The organism is Celeribacter sp. (assembly GCF_048266405.1).
In the GTDB taxonomy this organism is placed as follows: Bacteria; Pseudomonadota; Alphaproteobacteria; order Rhodobacterales; family Rhodobacteraceae; genus Celeribacter.
The window spans coordinates 21,482-39,034 of record NZ_JBLWZO010000010.1 but is presented as its reverse complement, the minus strand read 5'-3'; the positions used below and the strand labels follow the sequence as shown (position 1 = coordinate 39,034).

At 58.7% G+C, this 17,553-nt stretch carries 17 protein-coding genes; 13 read left to right on the top strand and 4 right to left on the bottom strand.

Annotation, left to right across the window (positions count from 1 at the left end; all coding sequences use genetic code 11):
• Positions 1–52: 52 nt before the first annotated feature.
• The 6 genes from ACN0TS_RS15090 (at position 53) to ACN0TS_RS15065 (ending at position 6,959) form a co-directional block, all read left to right on the top strand.
• Positions 53–1,639, top strand: a complete 1,587-nt coding sequence (locus tag ACN0TS_RS15090; RefSeq protein ID WP_417260191.1) for an ABC transporter substrate-binding protein — start codon at positions 53–55, stop codon at positions 1,637–1,639.
• Positions 1,640–1,710: 71 nt separating this feature from the next.
• The gene (locus tag ACN0TS_RS15085) at positions 1,711–2,652 is read left to right on the top strand and encodes an ABC transporter permease (protein WP_417260190.1); all 942 of its coding nucleotides are present in this window, start codon (positions 1,711–1,713) and stop codon (positions 2,650–2,652) included.
• Positions 2,649–3,524, top strand: a complete 876-nt coding sequence (locus ACN0TS_RS15080; protein ID WP_417260189.1) for an ABC transporter permease — start codon at positions 2,649–2,651, stop codon at positions 3,522–3,524. Before ACN0TS_RS15085 ends, ACN0TS_RS15080 begins: the two co-directional genes overlap by 4 nt.
• A complete protein-coding gene (locus ACN0TS_RS15075; protein WP_417260247.1) occupies positions 3,524–4,525 on the top strand; it encodes an ABC transporter ATP-binding protein in 1,002 nt (333 codons plus the stop codon). Before ACN0TS_RS15080 ends, ACN0TS_RS15075 begins: the two co-directional genes overlap by 1 nt.
• Complete coding sequence (locus ACN0TS_RS15070; protein WP_417260188.1) at positions 4,522–5,484, top strand: ABC transporter ATP-binding protein; 963 nt, start codon at positions 4,522–4,524, stop codon at positions 5,482–5,484. The genes ACN0TS_RS15075 and ACN0TS_RS15070 overlap by 4 nt, the downstream gene beginning before the upstream one ends.
• A 65-nt stretch (positions 5,485–5,549) precedes the next feature.
• Complete coding sequence (locus ACN0TS_RS15065) at positions 5,550–6,959, top strand: amidohydrolase (protein WP_417260187.1); 1,410 nt, start codon at positions 5,550–5,552, stop codon at positions 6,957–6,959.
• A 244-nt stretch (positions 6,960–7,203) separates the two neighbouring features.
• Here ACN0TS_RS15065 and ACN0TS_RS15060 read toward each other — a convergent pair whose 3' ends face one another.
• On the bottom strand, positions 7,204–8,124 hold the full coding sequence (locus tag ACN0TS_RS15060) for a LysR family transcriptional regulator (protein WP_417260186.1): 921 nt from the start codon (positions 8,122–8,124) through the stop codon (positions 7,204–7,206).
• A 133-nt stretch (positions 8,125–8,257) separates the two neighbouring features.
• Here ACN0TS_RS15060 and ACN0TS_RS15055 point away from each other — a divergent pair, with 133 nt between their 5' ends.
• Both ACN0TS_RS15055 and ACN0TS_RS15050 read left to right on the top strand, forming a co-directional pair.
• Positions 8,258–8,899: a glutathione S-transferase gene (locus tag ACN0TS_RS15055; RefSeq protein ID WP_417260185.1), complete on the top strand. Its 642-nt coding sequence runs from the start codon at positions 8,258–8,260 to the stop codon at positions 8,897–8,899.
• A 32-nt stretch (positions 8,900–8,931) separates the two neighbouring features.
• Complete coding sequence (locus ACN0TS_RS15050) at positions 8,932–10,572, top strand: pyridoxamine 5'-phosphate oxidase family protein (protein WP_417260184.1); 1,641 nt, start codon at positions 8,932–8,934, stop codon at positions 10,570–10,572.
• A gap of 21 nt (positions 10,573–10,593) precedes the next feature.
• On the opposite strand, the gene ACN0TS_RS15045 is transcribed toward ACN0TS_RS15050, so the two are convergent.
• Complete coding sequence (locus tag ACN0TS_RS15045; RefSeq protein ID WP_417260183.1) at positions 10,594–11,229, bottom strand: TetR/AcrR family transcriptional regulator; 636 nt, start codon at positions 11,227–11,229, stop codon at positions 10,594–10,596.
• 68 nt (positions 11,230–11,297) lie between these two features.
• Here ACN0TS_RS15045 and ACN0TS_RS15040 point away from each other — a divergent pair, with 68 nt between their 5' ends.
• Positions 11,298–12,017, top strand: coding sequence for an SDR family NAD(P)-dependent oxidoreductase (locus ACN0TS_RS15040; protein ID WP_417260182.1), 720 nt, complete (start codon positions 11,298–11,300; stop codon positions 12,015–12,017).
• 46 nt (positions 12,018–12,063) lie between these two features.
• On the opposite strand, the gene ACN0TS_RS15035 is transcribed toward ACN0TS_RS15040, so the two are convergent.
• Positions 12,064–12,513: an Rrf2 family transcriptional regulator gene (locus ACN0TS_RS15035; protein ID WP_417260181.1), complete on the bottom strand. Its 450-nt coding sequence runs from the start codon at positions 12,511–12,513 to the stop codon at positions 12,064–12,066.
• A 144-nt stretch (positions 12,514–12,657) separates the two neighbouring features.
• On the opposite strand from ACN0TS_RS15035, the gene ACN0TS_RS15030 reads away from it, so the two are divergent.
• Genes ACN0TS_RS15030 through ACN0TS_RS15015 form a run of 4 tightly spaced genes read left to right on the top strand, consistent with a single transcriptional unit; the run spans position 12,658 to position 16,476 of the window.
• A complete protein-coding gene (locus ACN0TS_RS15030; protein ID WP_417260180.1) occupies positions 12,658–14,190 on the top strand; it encodes an MFS transporter in 1,533 nt (510 codons plus the stop codon).
• Between the two features lie 15 nt (positions 14,191–14,205).
• Positions 14,206–15,099 carry an NAD(P)/FAD-dependent oxidoreductase gene (locus tag ACN0TS_RS15025; protein ID WP_417260179.1) on the top strand — a complete coding sequence of 298 codons (894 nt, stop codon included), beginning with the start codon at positions 14,206–14,208 and terminating at the stop codon, positions 15,097–15,099.
• A gap of 5 nt (positions 15,100–15,104) precedes the next feature.
• On the top strand, positions 15,105–15,782 hold the full coding sequence (locus ACN0TS_RS15020) for a class I SAM-dependent methyltransferase (protein ID WP_417260178.1): 678 nt from the start codon (positions 15,105–15,107) through the stop codon (positions 15,780–15,782).
• Positions 15,733–16,476: a glutathione S-transferase family protein gene (locus ACN0TS_RS15015; RefSeq protein ID WP_417260246.1), complete on the top strand. Its 744-nt coding sequence runs from the start codon at positions 15,733–15,735 to the stop codon at positions 16,474–16,476. The genes ACN0TS_RS15020 and ACN0TS_RS15015 overlap by 50 nt, the downstream gene beginning before the upstream one ends.
• Positions 16,477–16,609: 133 nt before the next feature.
• Here ACN0TS_RS15015 and ACN0TS_RS15010 read toward each other — a convergent pair whose 3' ends face one another.
• Entirely contained in the window at positions 16,610–17,533 is a 924-nt protein-coding gene (locus ACN0TS_RS15010) for a LysR family transcriptional regulator (RefSeq protein WP_417260177.1), read from the bottom strand.
• Positions 17,534–17,553: the final 20 nt, after the last annotated feature.

Genomic DNA, 17,553 nt, shown 5'->3' with positions numbered 1-17,553 from the left:
AACGCAAGCGGAACATCGCGCGTCATAAACCCAAATTCCAACGGAGAGACAAATGAACCTGAACAGACGTATTTTCATGTCGAGCGCCGCCATGGCCCTCGCGACGCCGGCCCTGTTGCGGGCCCAAACATCGCCCTCGGCGGACAAGACGCTGCGGGCGGTCATGCATGCCGACCTGCGCTCTTTCGATCCCTTTTGGACTACGGCCTATATCACGTCCTACCACGGCTCTATGGTGTACGACACGTTGTTCGGCACCGATGCAAACGGCAACGTCCAGCCGCAGATGGTCGATACGTTCACGGTGTCCGACGACAAGCTAAGCTATACTTTCAAACTGCGTGACGGTTTGATGTTCTCGGATGGAACACCGGTTCGGGCGGCGGATTGCGTTGCCTCTCTAACCCGGTTCTGTGCGCGGGACGTGGCCGGTCAATTGCTGTGGCCACGGGTCAAAACGCTACGGCCCCTAGACGACAAGACCTTTGAATTGGTCCTAAGCGATTTCTTTGGCCTGACGCTGGAAACGCTGGCCAAGACCAGCTCCTGTGCGTTCATCATGCGGGAGCAAGACGCCTCTGTTGATCCGAACGAACAGATCACGGACATCGTGGGGTCCGGCCCATTTGTTTTCAACCGGGACGAAACCCAGATGGGCGCACGCTATATCTATGACCGTAGCGCGACATATGTTCCGCGGTCCGGTGCCGCATCGGGCACAGCGGGCGGAAAGCAGGTGTTCCTTGATCGTGTGATCTGGGAAAACATCGGCGACCCGCAGACCGCGATGAATGCTCTTATCGCCGGGGAAATTGATTTTTACGAAAACCCCCCATTGGATTTTGTCGGTGATCTAGCCGCCAATGCGGATATCAACCTGGCTGTCCCGAACGAGGCGGGCACCTGCGGGGTGTATCGCCTGAACCACCTGCATCCGCCGTTCAACGATGTCCGGGCGCGGCAAGCCATGCTGTATCTTGTCAAACAGGCCGAGGTCATGGCCGGGGCGTTTGGCCTGTCTGAGTACACCAGCGAAACGCCTTCCATGTTCGGGAACAACACCCCGATGTCGAACAATGAAAATATCGGCTGGTTCGAACACGGGCAGGATTTCGACAAAGCCGCGCAGCTGTTCAAAGACGCGGGGTATGACGGGCGCCCGGTCATCATCATGCAACCGACCGATATCCCTGTGATTGGCACCGCCGCACAGTTCGCCGCCCAATGGCTGCGCAAAGCTGGGATCAATGCGGAACTGGCCGTGTCCGATTGGGGCGCGATCGTGTCGCGTCGTGCGGTGAAAAAGCCGCCAGAAGAGGGCGGGTGGAACATTTTCCCGACCTACACCGCAACCATCGGCAGCCCGATCCTGTTCCCAGGTCATGCCGCTGGTGGTGACGACGCCTGGTTTGGCTGGCCTGACGATCCAAAGCAAGAAGACCTTCGGACGCAATGGACCCTGGCCGGATCGCAAGAAGAGCGGGCCCAAATCGCGCGGAAAATGCAAGCCAATGCATGGGATTTCGTGCCGCAGGTCAATTACGGGCAATGGCAGCAGCCCGCCGCGCTGCGCAGCAATGTCAGCGGGTTGGTAGAGATTCCGGACCTCATTCCGTTCTGGAACCTTCGCAAAGCCTGAAGACGACCCATTCCTTCACACGACACCCTGGCGGCACCCGCCGGGGTGTCCCCAGCCACGAAAGCGCAGCCATGAAATTTATTCTTAGCAAGTTGCTGTCGATGGGCGCGGTCTTGTTGATCGTTGCCTTCCTCGTGTTCGTGATGATCCGCTTTTCCCCCGGAGATCCCGCCGCGATCCTTGCCGGTGACAACGCGACCGCACAACAAATTCAGTCCATCCGCGAGTCCCTGCGCCTGGACGACCCATTGCCGCTTCAGTTTGGTCACTGGTTCAGCCGGGTGGTGTCGGGGGATTTCGGGACTTCGATTTTCTCGGGCGAACCGGTTTTGGATATGATCTTGAAACGGGTGGGGCCGACCCTCTCTTTGACATTGCTGACCATGGGGTTTGCCATCGTCGTGGCGGTCATCCTGGGCGTTATTGCCGCCGCACGGGCGGGGCGGCCCACGGATCGCCTGGTCATGATCTTTTCGGTGGTCGGCTTTTCTGTGCCGGGGTTCGTTACCGCCTATCTGTTGATCTATGTGCTGTCGGTTCGCCTGGGGTGGTTCCCGGTACAGGGCTACACCCCCCTGTCAGAGGGTATCGGTCCCTGGTTGCACGCCCTGATCCTGCCCGCGCTTGTGCTTAGCCTGACGTATATCGCGCTGATTGCCCGAATCACCCGCGCGACGATGCTAGAGGTGCTGTCCGAGGATTACATTCGCACGGCCCGCGCAAAGGGCGTCGCGCCGAACACCGTTCTTTACGGCCACGCCCTTCAGAATGCCGGGGTGCCAATCGTTACGATCATTGGGCTGGGTTTTTCCATGCTCATCGGCGGTGTGGTGATCACGGAGACCGTGTTCAACATTCCCGGCATCGGGCGGCTTGTCATCGATGCCATCACCAAGCGCGATTACCCCATCATCCAGGGCATCACACTGATGCTGTCCGCAGTTTATGTGCTCGTCAATCTTATGGTCGACCTGAGCTATGGGCTGATTGACCCGAGGACCCGTAAATCATGACCTATGTATCCACCCATAAATCGACGCCCGCGCCGATTGCTACGGCGCGTCTGACACGGTTTCTTCGGCGCAATCCGACCCTGACATTCGGGGCGACAATCCTAACGATTTTCCTAGTGCTTGCGCTGACCTCTCCGCTTTTGGTCGGTGACGTATCAAGCCTGAACCCGATGGAGCGGCTGAAACCCATTTCGACCGCGCATTGGCTTGGCACCGATGCCCAGGGCCGCGACATTTTAGGGCGCACGATTTATGGCGCACGCGTGTCCCTATTGGTTGGTTGTGCGGTGGCCGTATTGGCCATCACCTTTGGGGTCATCCTTGGGCTGCTTGCCGGGTATATTCAGTGGCTGGAAACGCCGATCATGACCGTCATGGATGCACTGATGTCGATCCCGGCGGTTCTGCTGGCGATCTCGTTGGTGTCACTGACCTCTGCCAGTGTCGGCACGGTCATCGTGGCGATCACGATCCCTGAAATCCCGCGCGTGGTGCGGTTGGTTCGCTCGGTCGTGCTTTCGGTGCGGCGGCAACCCTATGTTGAGGCGGCGGTCGCCGGGGGCGCTCGGACGTTCAAAATCCTATGGCGGCATATTCTACCAGCGACGGTGCCGCCGCTGATCGTGCAGGCCACCTATGTCGCCGCGTCTGCGATTCTGATCGAAAGTGCGCTGTCCTTTGTTGGCGCGGGCACCCCGCCAGAGATCCCAAGCTGGGGCAATATGATCTCTGAAAGCCGCCTGTATTTGTCGCGGGCCCCGATGACGATTTTTGCACCAGGGTTGGCTTTGGCGTTGACGGTTCTTGCCATCAACCTGATCGGTGACGGGCTGCGCGACCGTCTTGATCCCAAACTGGTCCGGAGGATGTGATCATGGAAAAACTGCTTTCCGTTGAAAACCTGCAAACGCATTTCTTAAACGAAGACGGGGTCACCCGTGCCGTCGATGGCGTGAGCTTTGACGTCCTTGAGGGGGAAACACTTGGCATTGTCGGAGAGTCCGGCTGTGGAAAGAGTGTTACCTCCTTGTCCATCATGGGCCTGCTGCCGGACCGGATTGGCCGTGTTGTGGGGGGGGATATCGTGTTTCAGGGCGAAAGCCTGCTCAGCAAATCTGACAAGGACCTGCGTGATATCCGTGGCGACAAGATCGCGATGATCTTTCAAGAGCCGATGACCTCGCTGAACCCTGTTCACAAGGTCGGCCATCAGATCGCGGAAACCGTGATCCTGCACGAAGGGATCAGCAAACGCGAGGCGCGAAAACGTGCGCTTGATGTGATGAACTTTGTCCGGATCCCGGATGCGGAACGTCGGTTCAACGAATACCCGCACCAATTTTCCGGGGGTATGCGGCAACGGGCCATGATTGCGATATCTCTCGCGTGTCGGCCACGATTGTTGATTGCGGACGAACCGACAACGGCGCTGGACGTCACGATTCAGGCCCAGATTTTGCGGCTGATGTCGGACCTTCAAAAGGAAACGGGCACCTCGGTCATCATGATAACCCATGATCTGGGTGTGGTGGCGGAAACCTGTGATCGCGTAGCTGTCATGTATGCGGGTCGGATTGTTGAACAGGCCCCGGTAGAGACGCTTTTTGACACACCGCTGCATCCTTATACGCGCGGCCTGATGACCGCAAAACCGCGTCTTGGTGCGCAGTCTGGTGACCGGTTGACGGAAATCAAGGGGGTCGTGCCGGCCCTGAACAAACCCATTGTCGGCTGTTCCTTTGCGCCGCGCTGTCCCTTTGCGACGTCGCGGTGCCACGCCGCAACGCCCGATTTACGGCCCCTGGGCGACGCCCATCAAATCGCCTGTTTCGAGGCTGAAAACCTGCCGCCACTAGAGGGGAAAGCACAATGACGAACGTTCTCGAAGCGCGTGGGCTGACGCGGCATTTCCGCCTTGGTGCTGGTACGTTTGGCCGGGACAGGGGCACGGTGAAGGCCGTTGATGATATCTCCTTTGATCTCGCGCGGGGGGAAACGCTTGCCCTGGTGGGTGAATCAGGCTGTGGCAAATCCACCTTGGCCCGCGTGTTGATGCGCCTTCTGACGCCGACCTCGGGGCAGGTTCTGTTGGATGACATCGACCTGACGGCACAGCGGGGCCGTGCCTTGCGTCAAACCCGGCAGCGCATGCAAATGGTGTTTCAAGACCCAAGCGCCTCACTCAATCCCAAATTGACCGCTGCGGACGTCGTGATGGAACCGATAGAGAATTTCCGACGCTTTAGCAGGGCTGAACGGCGGGAGACCGTGCTAGACCTCTTTGACAAGGTTGGGTTGCGGCCCGATGCCATCGGAAAATATGCGTTCGAATTTTCAGGCGGTCAAAAGCAACGGCTGGGGATCGCCCGTGCGCTTGCCGTTTCTCCTTCGGTGATCATCGCGGACGAACCTGTGTCGGCGCTGGATGTCAGTGTGCAGGCGCAGGTGATCAACCTAATGAAGGACATTCAACAGGAGATGCAGGTCGCCTATCTGTTCATTTCCCATGACCTTGGGATCGTTGAACATATCGCGGACCGTGTCGCGGTGATGTACCTCGGCCGGATCGTAGAGATCGCGCCCAAACGACGCCTTTTTGCGGCGCCGATGCATCCCTATACGCAGGCTTTGATCAACTCTGCTCCGGCGGCGCATCCGCGTGCGCGGCGCTCGCATGACCTGTTGACGGGCGAAATCCCCTCACCGCTGAACCCACCCTCTGGCTGTCCGTTTCACACCCGCTGTCCCATGGCGACAGACATCTGCAAGGCCGAGCTTCCGCGCCTTATCGATAAGGGCGACGAAAGTACGGTGGCCTGCCACAACGCCTAAGGCCACCCGCCAATCGCTGCCTGGCTTTGGCAATTGCGGATCCCAGATCGCCGGAAAGGAACAGAATGCCAATCAACGAACATGCGCTGGAGGCAGAGCTAGGGGCGCTTGAAACACGGTTTGCCGCGCTGGCTGACCGGGTCTGGGCGACGCCTGAAACATGCTATGAAGAAACTCAGTCATCCGCCGCGCATATCGCAGAGCTGGACCATCACGGGTTTCAGGTCAAGCCGAACGCGGGAGAGGTGCCGAACGCCATTCTTGCCGAATCCGGAACCGGCGGCCCCATCATCGCCTTTTTGGGAGAATACGACGCCCTTTCGTCCCTTAGTCAAAAGGCCGATGTCGCGCATCCAGACCCGGTCGAACCTGACGCAAATGGTCATGGCTGCGGGCACAATATGCTGGGTGCGGGGGCCATGATGGCGGCGGTCGCGATCCGCAACTGGCTACGCAAACACAAGCTGCCCGGGCGTGTACGGTATTACGGATGCCCCGCCGAAGAAGGGGGCGCGGGCAAGACCTTTATGGTTGCTGCGGGGCTTTTCCGCGATGTCGATATCGCGATCACCTGGCACCCAAGCTGTATCACCCAGATCATTCGCGGCAGTTCTTTGGCCTCTTCGCGGATTGATTTCACCTTTCATGGTCGCTCGTCCCACGCCGCCGCCAGCCCACATCTTGGCCGGTCGGCCCTGGATGCGGCGGAACTGATGAACATCGGGGCCAACTACTTGCGGGAACACATGCCGGACGAGGACCGACTGCACTACACCTATCTCGATGTGGGTGGCTGTTCGCCCAATGTCGTCCCCTCCAGGGCGCGGGTACGCTATGTTGCACGCAGCCCCCGGACGCAGGGACTTGGTGATCTCATCGCCCGGCTTGAAAAGGTGGCGCAGGGGGCGGCGCTGATGACCGAAACGCATGTACAGACCCGCATTCTAACCGCCGTTGCCGAGATCGTGCCGAACGACAGGCTGGCCGCGACCATGGAACAGGTCTTGCGCCAGGTCGGCCCGCCCGCGTTCGACGATGATGATAAAGCCTATGCCGCGAAGTTTCAGGCTACCCTGGATGCAGGCAGTATCAAAGCCGCCTATGAATTCGTCGGCTGCACCAAGAGCGAAGACAAAGCCCTGTATGACGTTCTGTTACCCGAAGACCATTCACCCAAATCCCTGGCAGCATCGACCGATGTTGGCGACGTCAGTTGGTGCGTTCCAACGGTGCAAATCTGGGGTGCGAACTATGCAATCGGCACGTCCTTTCACACATGGCAGATGGTCGCCCAGGGTAAGAGCCGTTCGGCCTATCGCGGTATGTTCCACGCCGCCAAAGTCATGGCCATGACCGCCAAAGAGGCCTTTTGCGATCCCGATCTGGTGCGCGAGGCCAAGGCCGAGCTGGAGCAACGTGCTGGGACCGGTTATACTAGCCTTCTGCCCGCTGACGCCCGTCCCGGTTTTGATTGACACCCAGGGGCCGGACCCGCGCGGGTTCGGCGCGCGAGTGATGGCTTTTATGACAATCTCTCCGACATCCCCGCGCATTTGTGGATCCAGTGGGCGCAACGGCCGATGCGCGCGAACTTGACGAAACAGTAGACCTGTAAGGTGGCATGCGAGAGCGAGGTCTTACCCAACTCGAAATCAAATGGAGCAGGCCCATGCGCTGCCCCTTCCTCCGGTTTAATCTTCGTCACTATCTCTATTGGTTTCAATTTTTTACCGACGGCCCCTGCTCATTCCGCAATGCATCGGTCTGGCGCAGTCGATCTGTAGAAAATTCCAGAAACGCACGCAGCTTGGCCGGTGCCTTGCGGCCCAGAGGATGGACCAGGTGAACCGGGATCGGGCCCGGTTCGTCGTCTGTCAATACAGCCACAAGGCTGCCTTTGCGCAGATCATCTGCAATCTGGTACGACAGCACGCGGGCCAGGCCCCATCCTTGTCGCGCGATCGCAATCGCGGCGGCAACGCTATTTACCGTCAATCGCGGATGAATGCGGACGATCGTCTTTTGATCGGGCCCAAAATGCCATTCCTGCAAGGCGGGACCAGTGCCCACGACACGGTGATGTGTCCCCAAATCCGCGGGAACAGACGGATGACCAAAGGCCTCAAGGTAGGCAGGCGCGCCGCACACAACCCGGCGCACCGCACCGACCCGAGTTGCCGAGAGGCCCGATGCAGGTAACTCGCCAATCCGTAGAGCCACGTCATATCCTTCCTCCACAAGATTGACGTTCCGGTCCACCATCAGCACCTCGGCAGTGATTTCCGGATACGCATCGAGAAATTCAGCGACAAGGGGGGCGACATACATCCGCCCAAATTCTTGCGGACAGGTGATACGAAGGCGGCCCACGGGCGTTGCCGATGCGCCGGACACCGCGTCTTCTGCGGATTGAAGCTGTGCGAGAATGTCGCACACCTCCTCGGCAAAGCTACGGCCAACCTCCGTCAGCCGGACGCGCCGTGTGGTTCTGGCAAACAAGCGGGCCCCGAGAGCATCTTCCAGCGTATTGATTGCCCGCGTCGCAGAGGGGGCGCTTAGCCCAAGCGCCTGTGCGCCTCCTGTGAAACTCTGGGTTTTTGCCACAGCGACAAAGACTCTGAGCGCCTGTAGATGATCCATGTGCCTCTCCTTATTGCTTCGCATTCAGTAATAATGAACTTCAGTTTTAGGGCATTATTGTTCTCATTGATATCTATTAACGTCTGCCTGAATGGCAATTGCCGTGCCATATGACTGACGAGAGGACCACACAATGACCGACGCAGACGCCCGCAATGGCGCTCCCATCACTCTCTATCGAAACCCGAAATCCGGGCATTGCCACCGGGTTGAACTGATGATGGCACTGCTTGATGTCCCGTATGAGACCGTTGAACTCGATATGGCGAATGCTGCGCATAAGGCGCTGGAATATCTGAAAATCAGCCCCTTCGGGCAGGTGCCCGGAATCGACGACAATGACCTGACCCTGAGCGATTCAAACGCCATCCTAACCTATCTCGCGTCCCGCTATGGCGATTTCGGAAACTGGGCGGGGCGCACCCCGCTGGAGCGGGCAGAGGTTCAACGCTGGCTCTCGGTCGCGGCTGGTGAGATTTATCAGGGGCCGTGCTCGGCCCGTCTTGTCACATTGTTTGGTGCGCCCATTGATCATGCAACAGCAAAAGCCAAAGCGCATGAACTCTTTGGGGTGATGGAAGCGCACCTTGAAAGCCGCAACTGGCTCGCCGCGGGGCGCGTCACCCTCGCCGACATTGCGGGCTATAGTTATATCGCGCACGCACCGGAGGGTGGTGTGGCCCTCTCTCCCTATCCAAACATACAAGCCTGGCTTTCCCGGATCGAAGCACTACCAAGTTTCGTCGGCATGGCAGGGTCTCCCGCGCTCGCCTGATTGCGTCGATTCTATCTAACCCGGACATCACTATGGCCCAGAAGATCAGCCCCTTTCACGCCGGTGAGATCGAAGCGCAGCGCCATGCTGGGGTGGCAGCGCGCGCATCACAGGGTGGCCGTTTCATTCGCGATCATATGCCCCTTCAACACCGTGATTTCTTCGCCACCCAACCGTTTCTTGTGGTGGCGGGGGCCGATACGTCAGGAAAGCCTTGGGTGTCGATCCTTGAAGGGAAAGACGGCCCTGTCGCGGCTCATACTGAGCGCAGTCTGACTTTGGTGGGCCAGCTGGCCGCCGATGATCCGCTGGTGCAGGGCGTCGTGCAGGGGGCTTCTGTCGGCATTCTGGGGATCGAATTGGCGACAAAGCGGCGCAACAGGGTAAATGGTCGTTTGCGATCCGGCACCGCCAGCGAGCTGGTTCTGGATGTGCAGCAAAGCTTTGGCAACTGCGCGCAATATATTCATGAACGGGCGTTGCACCGCGTTGACGGGGCCCGGCACACCCCCGAACCGCCCTTGGTAACAACCTCGCTCAACACGGATCAAAAGCGATGGATTGCAGCCGCTGATACATTGTTCATCGGTTCCGGCTTTTCTTCGGGTGCGGGCCACAACACCGACGGATTTGATGCCTCGCACCGAGGGGGCGAACCGGGCTTTGTCGACATTGATCGCGACGGCAAGCTGCATATACCCGACTACACGGGAAACAACTTTTTCAACACCATCGGAAATCTGGTGCGTGATCCAAAAGTTGGCCTGTTGTTTGTAGATTTCGCAACCGGCGGCCTGCTGCAACTGAGCGGTCAGGCGCAGATTATCTGGGATGGCAGCCAAAGCCGGGACCCACAAGCGCGCCGAATGATTGTTGTGACGGTGGACAGCGTGGTGGAGCGGCAGCAGGCTTTAGCTCTTCGATGGCATGCGCCGGATACGGGTGCAATGCGGTTACGGGTAACAGATAAAGTTGTGGAAAGCCAAGAAATCACGTCGGTCTATCTCGCACGGGCGGATGGGCTGCCACTGGTCGACTTCAAGCCGGGCCAACATCTGCCCATTGCTCTGAATGTCCCTGGCCAGCCTGGGCCAACGCGCCGGAGCTATTCGCTTTCGGGACCAGGAGATGCGGAGACCTACCGGATCAGCGTCAAGCGCGAGGCGCACGGCATTGCCACACGGGTCCTGCACGACGTGCTGAAACCCGGCGATATGATCGACGCCAATGCCCCTTCAGGCGATTTTGTCCCACCTGAAGGAGGCGATCCGCTGGTTCTGGTCAGCGCGGGCGTCGGTGTGACGCCGATGCTGTCCATCTTGCACGGGGTTGTCGATGCGGCGGCAGCCCGTCCCGTCTGGTTTGTGCACGGCACGCGCAACAGCGATACCCATGCCTTTCGACAAGAGGTTGCGGATTTGGTGCGCCGCGCGGAAAACGTAGCGCAGCGCCTCTACTATTCTACGCCCAACCCAGACGACCAAACGCAAAATACCCACGATGCACAGGGGCGCGTCACGGCGGAAGCTTTGCTTGCGCTTGGCGCAGGATCAAAGGCACATTACATGATCTGCGGGCCCACCCAGTTTATCGCTGATCTCAGCGATGGCCTTGAAGGGCTGGGCGTTCCAACTGCGCAGATCCACTACGAAACCTTCGGCCCGGTGGGCTGACCGCGCCGCGGTCATTGCGTCTTACGGTTCGATACGCGCATGCCCGGCATAGGCACAGCACATCGCCACCAGCTCATCGCGCAAACCCGCTGCCGCTTGGGCATCAAGGTTGCGTTCAAAGGCGTTGCGAATTGTCCCGAAGATAACCGTTACAAGCATAAGATTTGTCATCTCGGGGTCCTGAAACCGCGCGTCAGCCGCGCTGTCCAGCATTCTTTGCGTTGCGGTATTGGTGCGTTCCGCGAAGTGCTGGATCAGGGCATCGTTATCCATCTCTGCCACAGAATTGTACAGCGCTCGGGTGACGTCGGCCCGCTCGGTCTTGGCGCACCAATAGGTGTCGACCAACGCCTCGATCATTCGTTCGATTGCTGCGCCGTGCTGATCGCGGCAGGTCGCTTCTATCCGCTCGGCCAACACATCCAGATAGCGCGCGTTCAAGGCATAGATCAGCGCCTGCTTATTGGGGAAATACTGGTACATCGTGCCCACCGAAACACCCGCGCGTTCGGCAACACGCGTGGTTGTCAGGCGGGCCGTACCATCCCTGATCAAAACCTGAAGGGTCGCCTCGAAAATCGCGTCCACCGTCACCTTTGCGCGGCTTTGATGCGGTGTTTTTCTGGGCCTCATAGCTGCGGGTGCCAAGGCTTTCATATGCGAATCCTAAATCTGAATAAATCTTCATATATTGCAGAAATACACTGAAACGAAAGGATATTAAAATGGAACAGGATCGTATTGCCTTGGTGACAGGCGCAAACAAGGGCATCGGACTTGAGATCGCCCGGCAACTTGCGCAAGCTGGTCTACGGGTCATACTGGGCGCGCGCGACGCGGGGCGCGCACAAGCCGCGCTCGATGATCTTGCAGCTGACGGGCTGGAGGCGGAGACGCTTCACCTCGACCTCGACGAGCATGACAGCATCATCGCGGCAGCTGCGAAAATCGACACCCGGCATGGCCGTCTCGACATATTGGTGAACAACGCGGGGATCTTCGATTTCGCGGATGGCGCGCCGGGAACCGCCGTCATCGACAGCGTGCGAAAGGTGATGGAGACCAATTTCGTTATGACGCTGGCGGTGACCCAAGCGATGGTGCCGCTGCTGAAAAAGGCCCCGGCAGGCCGCATCGTTAATCTGTCAAGTTCGCTCGGGTCTTTGGCCGTGAATGGCGATCCAACCTCACCCTATTATGCCGCCCGCTACATTGGTTATAACGCGTCTAAAGCGGCGCTGAACATGCTGACTGTCCAATTGGCCGAAGAATTGCGCGACAGCGGGATCAAGGTCAACTCGGTCAGCCCCGGTTTCGTCAAGACTGACCTGACGAGCATGGGCAGCATGACCCCGCAGGAAGGGGCCGTGTTGCCGGTGCGCTATGCGCTTGGCGGCGATGAAACCGGAACCTTTGTCGAGCCTGACGGCCTCACACCGTGGTAATCGCATAACTTGGGTGGGTGGGGCTTTGACCAGTGCCTGCTGCCCATCAATCAGGCGTGATTTTCGGGCAAGAGACCGCCTGCGATACCGATCCGGCGGGCAGCAGGCTTTCCAACGTGATTGCGCCGAAGCGCTCGAGGAACAGCGCTTCGGACTGTGCCATCGTTTCCTTCAACGCCGCGTTGACGCCGCGTTCAACAAGGCACTCTGCGTTTTGGGACCGCATGCCAATGGCAAACAAAGATGGTTTGCCAAGTGCTATGTAGATGTCCAGAAGGGTGATTTCAGACAAAGGGCGGGCCAATGACCATCCCCCCCCATGTCCCCGACCCGACTGAACGTATCCGGCATTCCGCAATCCTGCCATGGTGCGCCGAAACACCGCCGGATTGGTCCCCATGCTCTTCGCCAAGCGTTCCGAGGTCACAGGCTCATCAACTTGGTTCAAGTGCAAGAGTACGTGCAACACGTCTGACAGGCGGGTGTCTTTGTTCATGGTTGCCGCCCATCCGCACCGTTCTGTCCCGGAAAAGGATGGCAAAATTGATCGATTGACAGCGTCAGAACATATTGTATCTTCAATTGATACATGAATCACTTTCTTATTTGTATCAGTTAAAGATACGTCACCCGAGGCCCAATGTACACTCTCGACACACACACCGCTGGCAACGCAACCATTCACGACCCGGCACACCGCCGCCGTATTCTCATGGCGGTCTGCCTCGCCTTGATGGCGGTTATTGCTGCCGTCACGGGCCTTAACGTCGCGCAACCACCCCTCGCGCTCGATCTGGATGCGTCGCAGGCGCAAGTCCTCTGGATGATCAACATCTATGCGATCACCCTTGCGGCACTGCTTCTGCCGCTCGGCGCGGTTGGTGACCGTTGGGGGCGCAAACCGGTTCTGCTGGCCGGGCTGGTGATCTTTGGAGCCGCCAATATCGCCTCTGGCCTGGCACCGACCACCGCGTTCATGATCGGTGCGCGTTTTTTCAGCGGGGTCGGTGCGGCCATGATTATGCCAGTGACCCTGTCGGTCATCACTTCCGCCTTTCCGGATGATCAACGTTCCAAGGCGATTGGCATCTGGACCGGAGTGGCCGGCGGCGGTGGAATTCTTGGTATGTTTCTATCTGCTCTCTTGGTCGATTTCCTGTCGTGGCGCTGGCTCTTTGCTCTGCCGGTCCTGCTTGTCGTCGTGGCTTATGTGATGTCATCGCGGAACGTCCCGAACTCGCGAGAGGCATCGGAACACCGCTTTGATTTTGGCGGCGCGCTGATCTCTATCATCGCCGTCATCGGCCTGATCTATTTCCTGCACGAAGGCCCGACCCATGGCTGGACCACACACACCACCATCGCGGGCCTGCTTCTCGGCGTCGGAGCGTTCATCGCCTTCGTCGCTTGGGAATCGCGCCAAACCGCGCCGCTGCTGGACATCCGTCTTTTTCGGCAGCGGAGCCTGTCGAGCGGCTCAGTGGCTCTGCTCACCTGGTTTGGCGTGCAGACCGGCGTGTTCATCGTGCTCTATCCCTTCTTTCAAGCCGTGCTTGGCTGGTCGGGGTTGCTTGCGACCCTAGGATTGATGCCGATGGCCATTCTGATGATGGGGTTTTCCGGTCTGGCCCCGCTCGTGGCCAAACGTGTCGGGCCACGCGTTACACTTGCGACTGGCGTCTTACTGGGCGGTGTAGGGTTGGCGCTGATTGCAATGCTGGTGTCCGCGTCCGGCGGCTACCTGTCTGTTCTGCCGGGCATGGTGGTAATGGGCGTTGGCATGGGCCTGTCCATGGCCCCCGCGACAGAGGCCATCACATCGTCTCTGCCCGCAAACAAACAGGGCGTGGCTTCGGCGTTGAACGATGTCACGCGCGAGTTCGGAACAGCACTTGGCGTTGCACTTTTGGGGCAGTGTTCAGCACTGGCTACAGCGCCGCGATTATGCCGCAACTGGCCGGGGTTCCGCACGAGCTGGCAGCGCAGGCCGCCCGCGGCATCGCAACCGCGCTGGCGCTGGCCGATGAAGGCGGCATTCACGCCGAAACACTCCGTCAGACCGCCAAAGATGCGTTTGTTGCTGGATGGGTTCAGGCAATGTGGGCTGGCGTCGTCGTCATGGGCCTTCTTTTCGCTTTCGTTGCCATCCGCGGCCCGAAAACCACAACTTTGACCAAGGACACACCAAATGAAATATGACACCATTATCGTCGGCGGCGGCTTTGCAGGGCTGGCCGCTGCCACCTATCTCGGGCGCGCTCGTCGCCGCGTTCTGGTGCTAGATACCGGCTGCCCGCGTAACCGGTTCTCCGCAGCTTCACACGGGTTTCTGGGCCAGGATGGGCGTGCGCCGATGGATATCCTCAGTGATGCCCGCAATCAGCTTGCTACCTATCCTACCGTCGACATTGCAAATGACGAAGCCGTGGCGGCGAGAAAACTGGACGCTGGCTTTGAAGTTGATCTCGCCGACGGTAATCGCATCTCTTCGCCAACGCTTATCCTAGCCCATGGGCTGCACGACACGCTGCCAGAGATCCCGGGCCTTTCGGACCGATGGGGCAACTCCGTGCTTCACTGCCCCTATTGCCATGGGTTTGAATTCAGCGACCGGCACCTTGGCGTGCTTTACCGAAACGAGATGTCAATCCATCAGGCGCAATTGATCACCGAGTGGGGACCAACCACGTTGTTTCTGAACGGGCATACCGTGGCCAAAGAGCATCTCGACGTTTTGGAACAACGCCATGTGCGGATCGAAACCGAGACAGTGACCGCCCTTAACGGATCCGGCACCGACCTGTCCTCACTCACTCTGGACGGCGGACGGGACGTTGCGATCGAAGCGCTGTACATCGCGCCACAATCGTCTCTGTCCAGCCCATTGGCAAACCAGCTGGGCGCCAATATCACCGAGACGGTAATGGGCCCGATGATCGTCACGGACGATAGCAAGATGACCTCGGTGTCTGGTCTCTTTGCCGCAGGTGATATAGCCCGCGCACCGCATAGCGTTAGTTGGGCCGTGGGCGATGGCGTCACTGCCGGAACAGCTGCACACCGCGCGTTGGTCTTTGGGTGATGGCCATGGATCACTTCTCTGATCCTGCAGCCGTGGAGCGCTATATCACAGCTACACCGCAGCGGGTTCCGGGCTACGCCGACCTACACCGCATGGCGCTGGTCCTGCTGTCCGAAAAAGTACCTGATAATGCCTGTGTCCTTGTGCTGGGCGCAGGCGGCGGGCTGGAGTTGCTAGCCTTTGCCGAAGCGCGCCCGAATTGGTCCTTTGTCGGGGTGGACCCGTCGCAACCCATGCTCGATCTGGCCGCCGATGTCCTGGGGCCGCGGCGCTCTCAGGTGGAGTTGATGAAAGGTGTTGTCACAGACGCGCCGTCTTGGCCCTTCGAGGGAGCAACATGCCTCTTGACCTTGCACTTTCTGTCTGTGCCGGAACGCCTGCATGTCCTGCGCGAACTGAAATCTCGGCTGAAACCCGGCGCACCGCTGATCATTGCGCATCATTGCAAGTCAGATGCGGGGGCAGCCGAGGATTGGCTGGCTCGCTCGGTGGCATTTTCAATTGACACAGCATCGGATACCCACACTGTGGTCGCCTCCGCAGCGAACATGGCCAAACAGTTGACTCTGCTGACCGTAACCGAGGAAGAGGCTCTATTGATTGAGGCCGGATTCCGCGACCCTGCCTTGTTTTATGCCGGTTTTTCCTTCCGGGGTTGGGTCGCCTGGGCGAATAAGGACTAAGACGGGGAGGCTCTACAATTTTTTCTTTGGTCCCAATCCGCAGCGCGTGAATATCTACCTTGCGGAAAAGGGGCTTTCTGATGTGCAGCGGGTGATATTCAACGCACCGACCGGCAACACCGATTGGCCACCTGCCGAAATCGCAGCGATTTCCCAAACCGGATCGTTGCCAATTCTGTTGGACGAGGTTGGCACAAAAATCACTCAATCGCTGGCGATCTTGGAGTTTCTGGAGGACAGATATCCCGTCCCCGACATGCGTGGTTCTACAGCGGCCGCGCGCGCCCGGACCCGTGAAATCGTCTCCGTATTCGACGAGGCGCTAGATGCCTTTGCCCTATGGGCCCGATACGGCAGTGACCTTGGTGGGCATGACAAATCTGCCTATCGCGAGGTGATCAAGATCGGATCTGACGGCTATATCCAGAAGCTTCAGCTTGCCGAGCGCATGATCAAACAGACAGATTTCCTTGCCGGTGACACAGTGACCATAGCGGATTGCGTGGCGATGGCATTGCTTCACTATACAGCCAGTTTTTACGATGTTCCAATACCAGCCTGCTGTCCGCAGTTGACGCGGTGGTATGATCGCTTTGCCGCCCGCCCGAGTGCGGTCTGCCACGAATATCCAGCGACACAGCTTCGCATCGCCCGCGGGTTGATGGAGCAAAGCAGCGTAGCGTTCCCGGGCTAGAAAGAGGCAGCTACTGATTGTGGGCGATACGTGTGCAAACAAAGTACAGTTATGAGTCGCTAAGTCATGTCTTCTTGCGAGTTGAGAGCTCATGACAAATTTCTTAGGATTGGCAGGTCGCCGGACGCCACGATCATTTGATTGATTCAAGGTCGACTGCCCTGTCCACGGACTTCTTAAGATGCTGGATGAGAGCTGCAAGCGCTGTAGATTTCTGAGATCGCGCTGGATAATAGAGACTATATCCGGGCCAAATTGGGCAGAAATTGCTTAGACAGTTTATCAGTTGGCCATCGGCTAATTCTTCGGAAACGTAGGGTCGGAACACGTAGGCCAGCCCCAATCCGGCAATCGCAGCACGGGTCATGACATGCCGGTCATTCGTAACGATGTTGCCGCTGAGTGGGAGTTCAACCTGCCGACCATCGTGGACAAACCGCCACTTGTAGATGTCACCGTGACTGGGTTGACGGTAGTTCAAACAGATATGAGATGAGAGATCCTCAAGCCTCTCCGGGACGCCGTGCCGGGAAAAATAATTTGGGGAGCCGACGACAACGGCTTGGACGTCTGAGCTAAGCGGAACGGAGATCATGTCCTGTTCAAGATGTGTGCCAAGCCTGATGCCGGCATCGAACCCGTCAGCGACGATATCGACAAACCGGTCGCTTACGTCGAGGTCAATCGACAGTCTGGGATGCGCGGCAAGAAATCCCGGCAGCGACGGGACCAGAATGGTTCGAGCTGGGAACTCCGTAACCGATAGGCGCAGCGTCCCCGCAATCGCACCTTCCGTCTGTTTTACTTCCACGAGACGGCTCTCGATCTCGCGTAATGCCGGAACGATTGTTTCGAGCAGCGCCAAACCGGCCGCCGTGGGTCGGACACTTCGGGTACTACGGGAGAGCAAGGTCACCCCCATCTGGGTCTCGAGATTACTGATGGCTTGGCTCAGCCCTGATTGGGACCGGCCCAGCCTGCGGGCGGCTCCGGTGAAGCTGCCCTCTTCGGCCACGGTCTGGAACAGAAGGAGGCCCGACAATTCGCGTTGGTCCATTACTAAACTTTCTCGATAGG

Coding starts and splice junctions, on each gene's coding strand:
- ACN0TS_RS15090 (WP_417260191.1), top strand. CDS start 53: ATGAACCTGAACAGACGTATTTTCATGTCGAGCGCCGCCATGGCCCTC.
- ACN0TS_RS15085 (WP_417260190.1), top strand. CDS start 1,711: ATGAAATTTATTCTTAGCAAGTTGCTGTCGATGGGCGCGGTCTTGTTG.
- ACN0TS_RS15080 (WP_417260189.1), top strand. CDS start 2,649: ATGACCTATGTATCCACCCATAAATCGACGCCCGCGCCGATTGCTACG.
- ACN0TS_RS15070 (WP_417260188.1), top strand. CDS start 4,522: ATGACGAACGTTCTCGAAGCGCGTGGGCTGACGCGGCATTTCCGCCTT.
- ACN0TS_RS15065 (WP_417260187.1), top strand. CDS start 5,550: ATGCCAATCAACGAACATGCGCTGGAGGCAGAGCTAGGGGCGCTTGAA.
- ACN0TS_RS15060 (WP_417260186.1), bottom strand. CDS start 8,124: ATGGATCATCTACAGGCGCTCAGAGTCTTTGTCGCTGTGGCAAAAACC.
- ACN0TS_RS15055 (WP_417260185.1), top strand. CDS start 8,258: ATGACCGACGCAGACGCCCGCAATGGCGCTCCCATCACTCTCTATCGA.
- ACN0TS_RS15050 (WP_417260184.1), top strand. CDS start 8,932: ATGGCCCAGAAGATCAGCCCCTTTCACGCCGGTGAGATCGAAGCGCAG.
- ACN0TS_RS15045 (WP_417260183.1), bottom strand. CDS start 11,229: ATGAAAGCCTTGGCACCCGCAGCTATGAGGCCCAGAAAAACACCGCAT.
- ACN0TS_RS15040 (WP_417260182.1), top strand. CDS start 11,298: ATGGAACAGGATCGTATTGCCTTGGTGACAGGCGCAAACAAGGGCATC.
- ACN0TS_RS15035 (WP_417260181.1), bottom strand. CDS start 12,513: ATGAACAAAGACACCCGCCTGTCAGACGTGTTGCACGTACTCTTGCAC.
- ACN0TS_RS15030 (WP_417260180.1), top strand. CDS start 12,658: ATGTACACTCTCGACACACACACCGCTGGCAACGCAACCATTCACGAC.
- ACN0TS_RS15025 (WP_417260179.1), top strand. CDS start 14,206: ATGAAATATGACACCATTATCGTCGGCGGCGGCTTTGCAGGGCTGGCC.
- ACN0TS_RS15020 (WP_417260178.1), top strand. CDS start 15,105: ATGGATCACTTCTCTGATCCTGCAGCCGTGGAGCGCTATATCACAGCT.
- ACN0TS_RS15015 (WP_417260246.1), top strand. CDS start 15,733: ATGCCGGTTTTTCCTTCCGGGGTTGGGTCGCCTGGGCGAATAAGGACT.
- ACN0TS_RS15010 (WP_417260177.1), bottom strand. CDS start 17,533: ATGGACCAACGCGAATTGTCGGGCCTCCTTCTGTTCCAGACCGTGGCC.